Here is a 13,317-nt window from a genome sequence, read left to right as displayed (position 1 = left end):
GAAACAGAAGAGGTGGGTTACGCCGAGCAGATGCGAGGCGCATCTGCAGGGTTAACCCACCCTACGATTCGAAATTCAGTTCTGGAGTGCTGCACCGTGAATCCAAGGGAGCTGGCGATGGCCGACGAAGCGCGTTCGCGATTGGGCCGGGGTCTTGCAAGTCTGATCGGTGACGTCGGCGGCGAGGCTCAGCATGTCGATCGGCCGCGCGCGCAGCGCAAGGTGCCGATCGAGTTCATCAAGGCCAATCCGCGCAATCCTCGCCGCACCTTTTCGGACACCGAGCTGAAGGAGCTCAGCGAGTCGATCAGGCAGCACGGCGTGATCCAGCCGATCGTGGTGCGCCCGGTGAAGGGCGCACAGGACCGCTTTGAGATCATCGCCGGCGAACGGCGCTGGCGCGCCTCGCAGATGGCCGGCCTGCACGAAGTGCCGATCGTCCCGGTCGACATCAGCGACAGCGACGCGCTGGAGTTCGCGATCGTCGAGAACGTGCAGCGCGAGGACCTCAACCCGATGGAAGAGGCGCAGGGCTATCATGCGCTCGCCAACGAGTTCAAACGCAGCCAGGACGACATCGCAAAGGTCGTCGGCAAGAGCCGCAGCCACGTCGCCAACATGATGCGACTGACGAAGCTGCCGGCCGAGGTGCAGGCCTTCATCGCGACCGGTGAGCTGACCGCAGGCCACGCCCGCGCGCTGATCGGCGTGCCCGATCCGCTCGCGGCCGCCAAGCGCATCGTCGAGGAGGGCCTCAACGTCCGCCAGGCCGAAGCGCTCGCGCACGAGGAAGGCGTACCGGAGCGCAAGCCGCAAAAGGCGCGCAGCACCGGGGGGAAGGAAAAGGACCCCGACACGATCGACCTGGAGAAGCGCGTCAGCGATGCGCTCGGCCTCAAGGTCACCGTCAATCACCGCGATCCCGGCGGCTCCGTGCAGATCAGCTACAGCAACCTCGATCAGCTCGACGAGGTGATGAAGCGGCTGGCGAAGGGCGCGATTTAGGCGCAACCCTCGCTGTCGTCCCCGCGAACGCGGGGACCCATACCGCGTGATCTCTCGATTGATCAGGTCGCAGTATGGCCTGCCAGTCTTCGCTAAACCGCTTCCTGTGATTCTGGGTCCCTGCGTTCGCAGGGACGACAGTGGAATGCGTGGCGCGCATCGGCCGCCACATCGTCATTGCGAGCGCGAAGCAATCCAGATTCTCTCCGCGGAGGGGTCTGGATTGCTTCGTCGCTTGCGCTCCTCGCAATGACGTGGAGAGAGTTGTGCGCGCCGGACGTTGGAGCGAACGTCGGCCTATCCCCGCCGCTTCGCGTTCGCGGCGATCGCCATCAATGTGCGCTGGGCGATGGCGGCGGCTAGCGTGGATTGCTTGCGGGTGTCGAGCGCCGCGGTCGCGAGCTGCTCGATGATGGCGGCGAGCCGCGCCACGCTGAAATTTCGCAGCGCCGTTTCGACCGCGGGCTTCCGTGAAAAATGCAGGCGCGGATAGCCGCCGTCGAGCACGGCGGAGGCAGGCTGGCCGTCGGCGATTGCGAGCGCCGATTTGTGCAGCCACGCAGCCTGACGCTGCGCGGCGGAGATGATCACGCCGGGATAGGTGCCGGCGATCATGGCCTTTGCGAACTCGGTCTCGACGATGTCGGGCCGTCCGGCAAAGGCCCCGTCGACGATCGGGTCGAGCTTGAGCTCGGACGCATCAGCGACCACGGCCATCACGTCGTCCAGCGTGACCTCGCCTTTGCCGTGGGCGTAGAGCGTCAGCTTGCGCAGCTCGTTGCGCGAGGCCTGGCGGTCGCCGCCGAGGAACGACATCAGCGCCGCGCGGGCATCCTGCGCGATGCGCAAATTCGCGATGCGGAGCTCGTCTTCCATCAGCTTGGCGAGGTCGCGCTCGGTGTCGGGATAGCAGCCGATCGCCACGGCCGTCTTGGCGCGCTCGCAGGCCTTGCGCAGCGGCGATTCCGGGCGGAGCTCGCCGGCCTCGATCACGATGCGGCAATCCCTCACGTTCATCTCGGCCAGCGTGTCGATGCCGCTGGCAAAGCTGCGCGACCCGGCGCGAATGCGGATGGCACGGCGGCCGCCGAACAGCGGCACCGTCATGGCTTCGTCGACGAGGCGCGAGGGCTCGGCAGAGAGCTCGTCGCCGTCGAGCTTGACCAGCGAGAACGGATCGTTGGGATCATCGACGGCGGAGGCGATCAGCGTATTGGCGCGTTCGCGCACGAGGCCGGCATCGGGACCGTAGAGCAGGATGATCGGACGGCCCGCATCGGGGCGGGCGAGGAAGGCGTCGATCTCTTTTCCACGCAGCGCGACCATGGTCCAGATCGTCATTCCGGGGCGCGCATCGCGCGCACCCGCAATCCAGAGGTTTGGGATCGAGATTCCGGGCTCACGCTACGCGTGCCCCGGAATAACAAGAGCATTAAGTGCCCGCGGTGAAGAACGAGGCGAGCCGGGTGGTGATGTTCTCGGCGATCTCGTTGGCGGCACGATCCTCCGCGTCGCGTACGGCGCGGGTGCGGGAGAAGCGCTGATAGGACCCGGGCATGTCATAGGACACGCGCGAGAACGTGGCGCCGGTCATCACCGACTTGCCGGTCGCGACCTCGATCAGATTGTACTGGGCATCGATGCCGAGATTTTCGCTGGTCGGCAATCCCGTCGTGGCGCTGACGATCAGCGAAGAACGGCTGGTGGTGAAGCGGATGTCCAGCCGGTGGGTCGGCGGCATGCCCGTCGCGGAGCCGTAAAGCTTGAAAGCCAGCGCGTTGCGGATTTCGACGCCGACGCGAGCCTCGCGGGAGGCATTGGGCTTGCTGATCGGGGGCAGCTCGATGCCCATCAGCTTCTCGCGCAGGCCGGGGGTACCGTCACTCCGCTCGGCGTACATCGGCTGGAAGCAGCCGGCCGTCAGCGCGGCCAAGGCGGCGACCGCCAGCAAGCGGGCTGCGATGCGGATCCTAGCCGACAACATTTACGATCCTCTTGGGGACGATGATCACCTTGCGGACGGGCTTGCCGTCCAGGGCCAGCTTTACCGCATCGAGGGCCAAAACGGCAGCCTCGATTTCCGGATTCTGGGCCGCTGTTGCAACTGTGACGTCACCCCGCTTCTTGCCGTTGACCTGCACCACGAGGGTCACGCTGTCTTCAACCAGCAAATCGCGTTCGATTTGCGGCCAATTGGCCTCGGAAACCAGCCCGCTTTGGCCAAGACCATTCTTAAGGAGAGCCTGCCAGCACTCTTCGGCAAGGTGCGGCATCATCGGGGAGAACAGCTGGACCAGGATCTGACTGGCTTCCCGGATTGCCCAAGCCAAATCTGGAGCCAAATCTGGAGCGGGTTGGCCGGGTCGCTGCAAGATCTCCGAGAAGGTATTGGCGAATTCGCGGATATGGGCCAGGCAGACGTTGAAGTGCAGCCGCTCGATCCCGGTGGTGACCTTGTCGAGCGCGCCATGGGCGGCCTTGCGCAAGGCGGTCGCGTCCGGGCCGAAGCTGGCCGGCCGGGCCGCCGGGGCGGCTTTGCCGAGCTCGACGGAATCGTTCACCAGCCGCCATAGCCGCTGCACGAAACGCGAGGCGCCCTGGACGCGCTCGTCGCTCCAGATCACGTCGCGGTCGGGCGGGGAATCCGACAACATGAACCAGCGGGCAACGTCGGCGCCGTAGGTCTCGATGATGTCGTCGGGGTCGACCGTGTTCTTTTTCGACTTCGACATCTTCTCGATCGGGCCGATCTGGATGTCTTCGCCCGACGTCAGCAGCGTCGCGCGCCGGCCGTTGCCGCCAACCTCGACCTTCACCTCGGCCGGCTGCACATAGGTGCCGTCGGCCTTCTGGTAGGTCTCGTGCACCACCATGCCCTGGGTGAACATGCCGGCGAACGGCTCGTCCAGCGCAATGTGCCCGGTCGCCTTCATCGCGCGGGTGAAGAAGCGGCTGTAGAGCAGATGCAGGATCGCGTGCTCGACGCCGCCGATATATTGGTCGACCGGCAGCATCCGGTTGGCGACAGCGGGCGTCGTCGGTGCGTTCTCGTTCCAGGGATCGGTGAAGCGCGCAAAGTACCAGGACGAATCCACGAAGGTGTCCATCGTGTCGGTTTCGCGTTGGGCCTTGCCACCGCATTTCGGGCAGGTGACATGCTTCCAGGTCGGGTGATGGTCGAGCGCGTTGCCCGGCTTGTCGAAGGTCGCATCGTCAGGCAGCGTCACCGGCAAATCGGCATCCGGTACCGGCACCACATCGCATTTCGGGCAGTGGATGACGGGAATCGGGCAACCCCAATAGCGCTGGCGCGAAATGCCCCAGTCGCGCAGGCGGAAATTCACTTGGCGCTCGCCGACCGGGACGTTGCCGCGCAGCTCGCCCTCGAGACGCTTGGCCACCTCTTCCTTGGCCTGCTCGATGGTCATGCCGTCGAGGAAGCGCGAATTGATCATGCGGCCGTCGCCGTCATAGGCGGTGTCGGTGATGACGAACGACTTCGGGTCCTGGCCCTCGGGGCACACCACCGGCGTGTTGCCGAGGTTGTACTTGTTGACGAAGTCGAGGTCGCGCTGGTCATGCGCCGGACAGCCGAAGATCGCGCCGGTGCCGTATTCCATCAGCACGAAATTCGCGACATAGACCGGCAGCTTCCAGGACGGATCGAACGGGTGCACCGCGCGGATGCCGGTATCGAAACCCTGCTTCTCCGCGGTGTCGATGATCGACTGCGCGGTGCCGATCTTCTTGATGTCGGCAATGAACTCCGCAAGTTTTGGGTTCTTCGCGGCGGCGGCCTGAGCCAGCGGATGATCCGCTGAGATCGCCATGAATTTCGCACCGAACAGCGTGTCCGGGCGCGTCGTGAAGATCTTCAGCTCGCTCTCGCCGGCGGGCGTCGTCGCCTGATCCAGCGCGAAGCGGACCAGTAGCCCTTCCGAGCGGCCGATCCAGTTGCGCTGCATCAGCCGCACCTTGTCAGGCCAGCGATCGAGCCCGTCGAGCGCGGACAGCAGCTCCTGCGAGTACTTCGTGATCTTGAAGACCCATTGGCTCATTTCCCGTTGTTCGACAACGGCGCCGGAGCGCCAGCCGCGGCCGTCGATCACCTGCTCGTTGGCGAGCACGGTCATGTCGACGGGGTCCCAGTTGAGCTTGCGCTTCTCACGTTCGGCGAGGCCCGCGGCGAGCATGTCCAGGAACATCTTCTGCTGATGCTTGTAGTAGCTGGGGTCGCAGGTCGCGAATTCGCGTGACCAGTCCAGCGACAGCCCGATCGAGCGGAGCTGCTTCTTCATCGCGGCGATGTTGTCGTAGGTCCAGGCTTTCGGCGCGACCTTGCGCTCGATCGCGGCGTTCTCGGCCGGCAGGCCGAAGGCGTCCCACCCCATCGGGTGCAGCACGTTGAACCCCTTGGCGCGCATGAAGCGGGCCAGCACGTCGCCGAGCGTGTAATTCCGGACATGGCCGATATGGATGCGCCCGGACGGGTAGGGGAACATCTCGAGCACATAGTATTTCGGCCGCGAATCGTCGTTCTTGGAGACGAAGATCGCCTGTTCGTCCCAGAGGCGTTGCCAGCGCGGTTCGGAGTCGCGGGCGTTATAGCGTTCGGAGGTCATGGAATCGTTGGGGTTTTCGTGGGTTCGGCCGTCTCAAGACGGCGGACTAGGCCATAGAAGTCCTTAGGGGGTCAATGGGTTGCCGCAGTTTGGAACTTTGTCCGCGCCTCCGCATAACTACGAAGGTCGGCGTTGGGGTGTGATTAAGGGGTCAATGCCAATTTGCGGCCCGACGAGACCGCATGAGTGCGATGGATTCCAGCTTCGACGAGCCCGATTACGACTATGCCGCGTCCATCGCCGGACGGGCGATGCGGAGCATGGCCGAACAGCGGATTGCGCCGACCCCGGCCAATTTTGCCGTCTGGTTCCTGTATTTCGCGGGCGGCCATGACGATCTGCGCAATGCGATCGATCTCCTGATCGACCACAATCGTCCCTTCGACGCCCGAACCAATCAGGACCTGTTCAAGACCTATGTTGCGCCCCAGGTCAGTGCCGCCGTGGTCGACACGTCCGAGCGGCTGCAGGCGCTCATGGGGGCCGCGAAGGAGTTTCTGGCGACCGCGATCGCCGACAATCATTCGCAAATGCAGGTCATCAGCGAGGTGGCGGACCAGGGCAAGGCCGGCGTCGATCCGAAGGCGCTGGTTGCCCAGCTCATGAACGAGCTGGCGCGGGCCGCCACACGGGCGACACGGCTGGAAGCAGGCTTTGCGGAAAAGACCCGCGAGCTCGACGTGATCCGCGATTCGCTATCGAGGTCCGAGGAGCGCGCCCGGACCGACACGCTGACGGGTCTCGCAAACCGGCGGGCGCTCGACGAATTCCTGCGCAAGGCGCTGGCGACCGCGGCATGGGGCGAGCCGCTCAGCGTGCTGATGCTCGACATCGACCACTTCAAGACTTTCAACGACAATTTCGGCCACGGCGTCGGCGACCAGGTGCTGCGCCTGATGGCGAAGGTGCTGCGCGAAAAGGTTCGCGAGCAGGATCTGCCGGCCCGCTATGGCGGCGAGGAGCTGATCGCGGTGCTGCCGGATGCCGATCTCGCCACCTGTGCCGAGATCGCCGAGCGCATCAGGCACGCGCTCGCCGAGTGTACGATCACCCGCCGCTCGACCGGCGAGGTCCTGCCCAGCATCAGCGTGTCGATCGGCGTGGCGCAGTACCGGGCCGGCGAAGCGATCACCGATCTCATCGAGCGCTGCGACCGCGCGCTCTATCTTGCCAAGGGCAGCGGCCGCAATCGCGTGGTGACGGAGACCGAGCTCGATCGCGCGGGGGCCGTGGGGTAGCCTGTTGCGGGGCGTGGTGACGACGACGTTGGCCTTGGCTGACGATCAGCCAGCCATCATCATTTCGGCGGCGCCGGTCTCGATCGCCTGCACGCCGTGCTCGACCACATTGTTGCGGCCGCGGTGTTTTGCGGCGTAGAGCGCGGCGTCGGCGGCTTCGATCAGGTCGCCGGGACGCAAGGCCTCGTTGGGCTTCGCTGCGGCAACGCCGATCGAGACGGTGACGATCATGTGGGCTGAGGTGATGTGCGGCAGGCACAGCTTCAGCACGGCCGCGCGGGCCAGCTCGCCGATTTCCACGGCGCGGTTCACATCGGTGTTCGGCAGCAGCAGGCAGAATTCCTCGCCGCCATAGCGCGCCGCAAAGCCCATCGTGTCGGCGGCGATGCCGGACAGCGACTCGCCGAGCCTGGTCAGGCAGGAATCGCCTTCGAGATGACCATAGGTGTCGTTGAACAGCTTGAAATGGTCGACGTCGATCATCAGCAGCGCGAGGTCGCTGCCATATTGCTGCGCGCGCATCCACTCGAAGTCGAGCCGGCTCTGGAAGCCGCGCCGGTTGGCGAGCCCCGACAGCATGTCGATCGAGGCCATCACCGTCAGCCGGTCGTTGCTCGCGATCAGCTCGCGCTCGCGCTGGCTCAGCTGCGCCGCCATCGCGTTGAACGCGCGGGCCAGCGGCACGAACTCGGCCGGCAGGCGATTGCGCGCCGCGCGGGCCGACAGATCGCCCTCGCCGAGACGCTTGGCCATGTCGACGAGCATCTCGATCGGCTTGATGACGAGCTTTTCGGCGGCAATCAGCGCGCCGAGCAGGACGAACACGACGACGAAGGCGAGCTGGAGATAGGCGGTGCGGATGTCGCGGTTGACCGCCGCGGACACCTTGTCTTCGTCGATGCTGGCGATCAGGCGGGCGTTGGTGCCGGAGATGCGGATGTAGCTGACCGCGCGGCGCGAGCCGTCGGCGGCGAGGAAAGACAGTGAGCCTTCATCCTGGTCGGAACGCAGCGCCCTGTCGGCGATCGCCGACATCAGCGGCATGTTGTCGAGCGGACGGCCGACCGCGCTGTGCTGATCGGCCGGAGCGGCCAGCACGGTGCCTGCGCTGTCGACCAGCACGGCGGTGATGCCGGCGCGGCCGCCCAGATTGCTCATGACCTTCGACATCCAGTCGAGATTGACCGTGGCAAGGACGACGGCATCGGATACGCCGCTGAAGGCGGACACCGGATAAACCGCCATCACGGTCGGCGTCGCCACGGGCCGCGACAGGATGAAATCGCTCAGCACGAAACGGCCGCTGGTTTGGGCCTGCTGAAAGTAGGGCCGGTCGCTCAGGTCGAGGCCGACATACATGTTGTTCGTCGCGCACTGGATGCGCCCGTCTACGCCCGCGATCAAAAGCGTGCGGATCCAGGGCAGGTTCGACGGCAGGCTTGCGCGCAGCACGTCGCAGCTCTTGCTGACGCCGCCGGCGGAGGCGCGAATGAAGGCCTCTGATTTCAGGATGGTCTCGACCGACGAGATCACCTCGCGCTGCGCATCGGCGCTGTGCCGCGCGACGGTGGTGAATTCAACGGTGGCCTGCGCGATCTGCCGGGTGCGGGTGTCTTCGAGCGAACGGATGCGCTCGAGCATCAAGGGCGCCACCAGAATCACCGCGAGCAGCGCAAGGCGCGCCCGGATTCCGAGAACCTGCTTGAGTTTCGCTCGTTTGCGGTTGAGACTGACGCTTGCCATCTTCGCTACCCACCCCGTCGGCCAAGGTAAAGCGAAGGGTTCAAAAACTCTTTCTTGAACTCGGTAAAATTGGACTTACCCAGGTTACGACCTTAATCAATCGACGTCATGACAGATGAAAACGATGGGCCGGTAACCGGCCATTCACCAAACGCGCTCGCCGCGGTCGAAGCCGAAATCGCCCGCGCCTGCAAGGATGCGCGACGCGATCGCGCCTCCGTGACGCTGATCGCGGTGTCCAAGACTTTCGCCGCGGATGCAATTACCCCGGTTATCGACGCCGGACAGCGCGTATTCGGCGAGAATCGGGTGCAAGAGGCCAAAGGCAAGTGGCCTGCGTTAACGTCTGTTTACTCGGGCATCGCGCTGCATCTGATCGGACCGCTGCAGTCCAACAAGGCGAAAGAGGCGGTCGCGCTGTTCGATGCGATCCATTCGGTCGACCGTCCCAGCATTTGCCAGGCGTTAGCCAAGGAAATCGAATCCCAGAACAAGCACCCGCAACTCTTCGTCCAGATCAACACCGGCGAGGAGCCGCAGAAGGCCGGCATCGCGCCCGGAGAGGCCGACGCCTTCCTCGCCAGCTGCCGCGACACCTATGGACTGACGATCTCCGGATTGATGTGCATTCCGCCGGTCGACGAGCCGCCGGCGGCGCATTTCGCGCTGACCGCCAAGATCGCCGCGCGTAATGGATTGACGAATCTCTCGATGGGCATGAGCGCGGATTTCGCCAACGCCATCATGCTGGGTGCCACCCATGTCCGTGTGGGCAGTGCGATCTTCGGGCATAGGTGATTGCTGTCGGCGGGGGCAGTCTGGATTGCCTCGAGCCGGGACCCAGGGCAACACCGTACAGTGCGGCGAAATGGGCCCGGCTCTGCAGCGCACCGCCAAGGGCGCTGCGCTGCGTCCGGGGCACGAGCAGCGAAGCGCTGCCCTCGCAATAACAGCGGAGTGGGCCGGGCCTACACGAACCCCACCGACACTTTCCCCAACATCCCAAAGTCCACCGCGAAATGATCGCCGGCCTCGATCGGCAGCGGCGGATGGCACGTGCCTGTGGTCACCACCTCCCCTGCCCGCAAGGTCAGTCCGAGGCTGCGCAGCTCATTGGCAAGCCAGGCGAGCGCGGCGCGGGGATCGCCGAGCACGTTCTTGCCGTGGCCGACATAGCGCTCGCCGCGCAGCGTGATCTGTGGCCGCTCCTCGACGAGATCCATCGCACGCCAGTTCGCGGTCGTCGCCGCGCCCAGCACGAACAGATGCGCGCAGGCATTGTCGGCGATCAGCTGCGCCTCGCCCGCTCCGGCGAAATCGGCAAAGCGCGAATCCGGAATCTCGATCGCAGGATGGAAACTGTCGACGGCGGCGAGCACCTCGTCGACAGTGTAGGGCGTTGCACGCGGCGGCAGATCGCGTCCCATGCGGAAGGCGAATTCAGGTTCGCCGACGCGCATCTCGTTGCCCTTCATCGACGCAGTCCCGCCGTCGGCGATCACGGTGTCGCTCATGATGCGACCGGCCAGCGGACCCGTGACGTTGATGTGCTTCTGCCCGGAGACGCTCGTGGCCGCGATCTTCCAGCCGAACAATTTTCCACGCGACAATGTTTCGAGGCCGGCCTGGATGGCGTAGCCCTCAGTGCGGCTCTGTGGCCGCAGCCGCGGCTCCAGCGCGTCGAGCTTGGTGCCGTCGCGCCAATGTTGAAAGAGGACGCGCGAGGCGGCGGCGGTCTGATCCTTGTCGAGCATGTGCCTCACCCGATGATGATTCTTGTTCTTGGTCCCAGCCGTCGCAGCAATTGCAGCATCGCAGATTTCGTCATGGAGACGCAGCCCGCCGTCGGGCCGAAATTGTCGCGGGCCAGGTGCAAAAATACCGCGCTGCCGCGGCCGGCGATCCGCGGCCGCGTGTTGTGGTCGATTTCGATGATGAAGTCATAGAGATGGTCGGCACGCTTGAGCCGGTCGCCGCCCTGCCCCTCGTCGAGCCGGATTCCCTGGTTGTAATGGCGATCCCTGGGGTCCTCGCACCAGGCGTCCTCTCCGGTGATGGTCCGGGCCGGCAGGAAGCTCCGCGGACGGCTGTGCCGGTCGCCCCGCCACCACAAGCGCCTGGGGTGGAAGCTGCCCCTGGGCGTACCGCCGTCGCCCTCGCGCTTGTTGGCCAGGATGCCGCCGCGCCCCAGCGCGACCGGTAGCGTCAGCGATCCCGCCGTCAGCCAGCCCCGGCGCGGATTCCCGGCCGCAGGCTTAACGCGGATCGCGGAGAGCGGTCCGGCGCTCCGGTTCTTGGTGTAACCAACTGAAGCTGCTTTATTTTTCATGTGAACGTGCAATGTCGAATTCATTACAGGACATTCATCAAACCGGCCTGCTATTCTGAGTTAGAGTGCTTCCGGCTTGTGAATCGGTAACAGCCCACTACTTCAACACGAACAACAATAACAACAGCGACCCCTAAACTTCCCTCACGGCTGGGTGCAGCATGGATGCGCGCCGAGTCGGACCCCAAAAGGATGACCCCCTATGGCCAATGCCCGCAAGATCCTGATCGTGGATGACGATACCGATCTGCGCGATACGTTGGTGGAGCAATTATCGCTACACGAAGAATTCGAAGCCTCCGCGGTCGATACCGGCGCCAAAGGCGCGAGCGCTGCCAAGGCCAATGCTCCCGATCTCGTCCTGATGGACGTCGGCCTGCCCGACACCGACGGCCGCGAAGTGGTCCGCTCCTTGCGCAAGGGCGGCTTCAAGGCTCCGATCATCATGCTGACCGGGCACGACACCGATTCCGATACGATTTTGGGGCTCGAATCCGGCGCCAACGACTATGTGGCAAAGCCCTTTCGTTTCGCCGTCCTGCTGGCCCGCATCCGCGCCCAGCTGCGCCAGCACGAGGCCAGCGAGGACGCGGTGTTCTCGGTCGGCCCCTACTCCTTCCGGCCCGGCTCCAAGATGCTCACCGCCGCCAATGCGCGCAAGGTGCGGCTGACGGAGAAGGAGACCGCCATCCTCCGCTTCCTCTACCGCGCCGGCCAGATGCCGGTCTCGCGCGAGACCCTGCTCCAGGAGGTCTGGGGCTATAATTCCGGCGTTACCACCCACACGCTGGAAACCCACATCTACCGCCTCCGTCAGAAGATCGAGAAGGATGCCGCCAACCCGGAAATCCTGGTCACGGAAGCCGGTGGCTACAAGCTGGTGCCGTGATACGCTCGAAAGGCGTGCGAATCGTTTTAGATCGCATGCCTTTGAGCCTCGGATCTGAATGTCAATCGACGACGACGTAGCGCTTCTCGAGCGTGTCCCGACATTGCGCCTGTTGGGAGATGCCTCGTTGCGCATGCTGGCGATCGGCTCCGAGCAGCGCAATTTCGTCCGCGGCGACACCCTTTTCAATCTTGGCGATGACGCCGATGCCGGCTTCGTGGTCCAGCGCGGCGCCTTCCGGGTCGATGACGGCGCCGGCGCCGAGATGATCGCAGGTCCCGGCGCGTTGATCGGCGAGCTTGCGCTGGTGGTGCCGATGAAGCGGCCGTCGAGCGCGATCGCGCTGGAGCACTCCTCCGTCATCCGCGTCGCACGCAGCCTGTTTCAGCGCGTGCTCGAAAGCGATCCGGCCGCAGCGGTTCGGCTGCGCGACGAGTTCGCGGTCCGCTCCAGCCAGATTGCCAGCGATATCCTGATGGCGGGTGCGAAGCTGACGTCGTAGCTTCCTGTCATTCCGGGCGCGCGACTTCGTCGCGCCCGGAACGACGGCGGGGCTCACACCTCCAGCGTCACCGTGACAGGCACGTGGTCCGACGGCCGCTCCCAGCTCCGCGCATCGCGCAGAATCCTGAAATCGCTGACCGCATCCTTCAACGCGCGCGAGACCCAGATGTGATCGAGCCGGCGGCCGCGGTCGCCGACGGTCCAGTCGGCGGAGCGGTAGCTCCACCAGGTGTAGACTTTCTCCGACATCGGAATCCGATCGCGCGCGACGTCGACCCATTCGCCCGCGGCCAGCGCGGCCTGCAGCTTTTCGGTTTCGATCGGCGTGTGCGAGACCACCTTCAGAAGCTGCTTGTGCGACCACACGTCGTTCTCGTGCGGGGCGACGTTGAGATCGCCAACCAGGATGTGGCGATCCTCGCCGCGTGGATGCAGCGGCTCGCACGCCTTCATCTCGTCGAGGAAGCGAAGCTTGTGATCGAACTTCTCGTTCAGCGCGGGATCGGGAATGTCGCCGCCGGCGGGCACGTAGAAATTATGTATCACCAACGGCTTGGCGATATTGGCCTTCTCGCCGAACGATACCGAGATATGACGCGAATCCACCTTGTCGCAGAAGGTGCGGATGTCCGTGGATTCGAATGGGATCTTCGAGACGATGGCAACGCCGTGATAGCCCTTCTGCCCGTTCAGCGCGACGTGCTCATAGCCGAGCCGCTTGAAGCGCTTCAGCGGAAAGGCATCGTCGATGCACTTGGTCTCCTGCAGGCACAGCACGTCAGGCCGCGCGCTCTTGAGGAATTTCGCGACCAGATCGATGCGCAGTCGCACCGAATTGATGTTCCAGGTTGTCAGGGAAAAACGCATGGGGGATGCGTCTTAGCATGGATTGGCGCGGGGAAAATGCTTGTCCACAGGGCCGAATTCGTAGGGTGGGTTAGCCGAAGGCGTAACCCACCACGGTCTATTTCAGCGGAAGTGGAAGTT

12 protein-coding genes are annotated in these 13,317 nt (G+C 64.6%); 5 read left to right on the top strand and 7 right to left on the bottom strand.

Features of this window, described 5'->3' with window-relative positions; translation table 11 throughout:
• The first annotated feature begins 117 nt into the window (after positions 1 to 117).
• Entirely contained in the window at positions 118 to 1,005 is an 888-nt protein-coding gene (locus AABA86_RS24220; protein ID WP_212243257.1) for a ParB/RepB/Spo0J family partition protein, read from the top strand.
• Positions 1,006 to 1,302: 297 nt separating this feature from the next.
• On the opposite strand, the gene holA is transcribed toward AABA86_RS24220, so the two are convergent.
• The 3 genes from holA to leuS all read right to left on the bottom strand — a co-directional run bounded on the left by holA (position 1,303) and on the right by leuS (position 5,627).
• On the bottom strand, positions 1,303 to 2,331 hold the full coding sequence (gene holA, locus AABA86_RS24215; protein ID WP_338308771.1) for a DNA polymerase III subunit delta: 1,029 nt from the start codon (positions 2,329 to 2,331) through the stop codon (positions 1,303 to 1,305).
• A 106-nt stretch (positions 2,332 to 2,437) separates the two neighbouring features.
• Entirely contained in the window at positions 2,438 to 2,989 is a 552-nt protein-coding gene (gene lptE, locus AABA86_RS24210) for an LPS assembly lipoprotein LptE (RefSeq protein WP_212243256.1), read from the bottom strand.
• The gene (leuS, locus tag AABA86_RS24205; RefSeq protein WP_338308699.1) at positions 2,976 to 5,627 is read right to left on the bottom strand and encodes a leucine--tRNA ligase; all 2,652 of its coding nucleotides are present in this window, start codon (positions 5,625 to 5,627) and stop codon (positions 2,976 to 2,978) included. The genes lptE and leuS overlap by 14 nt, the downstream gene beginning before the upstream one ends.
• Positions 5,628 to 5,818: 191 nt before the next feature.
• Here leuS and AABA86_RS24200 point away from each other — a divergent pair, with 191 nt between their 5' ends.
• Entirely contained in the window at positions 5,819 to 6,865 is a 1,047-nt protein-coding gene (locus AABA86_RS24200) for a GGDEF domain-containing protein (RefSeq protein WP_338308770.1), read from the top strand.
• Positions 6,866 to 6,910: 45 nt separating this feature from the next.
• On the opposite strand, the gene AABA86_RS24195 is transcribed toward AABA86_RS24200, so the two are convergent.
• A complete protein-coding gene (locus AABA86_RS24195) occupies positions 6,911 to 8,608 on the bottom strand; it encodes a diguanylate cyclase domain-containing protein (protein WP_212243252.1) in 1,698 nt (565 codons plus the stop codon).
• Positions 8,609 to 8,716: 108 nt separating this feature from the next.
• Between AABA86_RS24195 and AABA86_RS24190 the strand changes: the two genes are divergently transcribed.
• A complete protein-coding gene (locus AABA86_RS24190) occupies positions 8,717 to 9,406 on the top strand; it encodes a YggS family pyridoxal phosphate-dependent enzyme (RefSeq protein ID WP_338308698.1) in 690 nt (229 codons plus the stop codon).
• A gap of 170 nt (positions 9,407 to 9,576) precedes the next feature.
• Here AABA86_RS24190 and AABA86_RS24185 read toward each other — a convergent pair whose 3' ends face one another.
• Both AABA86_RS24185 and AABA86_RS24180 read right to left on the bottom strand, forming a co-directional pair.
• Positions 9,577 to 10,362 (bottom strand): 2-keto-4-pentenoate hydratase, encoded by a 786-nt coding sequence (locus tag AABA86_RS24185; RefSeq protein WP_338308697.1) that lies wholly within the window; start codon positions 10,360 to 10,362, stop codon positions 9,577 to 9,579.
• Positions 10,363 to 10,367: 5 nt separating this feature from the next.
• The gene (locus AABA86_RS24180) at positions 10,368 to 10,937 is read right to left on the bottom strand and encodes a L,D-transpeptidase family protein (RefSeq protein ID WP_338308696.1); all 570 of its coding nucleotides are present in this window, start codon (positions 10,935 to 10,937) and stop codon (positions 10,368 to 10,370) included.
• A gap of 202 nt (positions 10,938 to 11,139) precedes the next feature.
• On the opposite strand from AABA86_RS24180, the gene AABA86_RS24175 reads away from it, so the two are divergent.
• A complete protein-coding gene (locus tag AABA86_RS24175) occupies positions 11,140 to 11,826 on the top strand; it encodes a response regulator transcription factor (protein WP_007598630.1) in 687 nt (228 codons plus the stop codon).
• Positions 11,827 to 11,884: 58 nt separating this feature from the next.
• A complete protein-coding gene (locus tag AABA86_RS24170) occupies positions 11,885 to 12,328 on the top strand; it encodes a cyclic nucleotide-binding domain-containing protein (RefSeq protein ID WP_018323556.1) in 444 nt (147 codons plus the stop codon).
• 53 nt (positions 12,329 to 12,381) lie between these two features.
• On the opposite strand, the gene xth is transcribed toward AABA86_RS24170, so the two are convergent.
• The gene (xth, locus tag AABA86_RS24165) at positions 12,382 to 13,197 is read right to left on the bottom strand and encodes an exodeoxyribonuclease III (protein ID WP_338308695.1); all 816 of its coding nucleotides are present in this window, start codon (positions 13,195 to 13,197) and stop codon (positions 12,382 to 12,384) included.
• Positions 13,198 to 13,317 lie beyond the last annotated feature (120 nt).

The sequence above is a fragment of the Bradyrhizobium sp. TM233 genome (assembly GCF_036247965.1).
In the GTDB taxonomy this organism is placed as follows: domain Bacteria; phylum Pseudomonadota; class Alphaproteobacteria; order Rhizobiales; family Xanthobacteraceae; genus Bradyrhizobium; species Bradyrhizobium ottawaense.
Note: the sequence above shows the minus strand (reverse complement) of the source record. Positions and strands in the feature narration are given on the sequence as shown.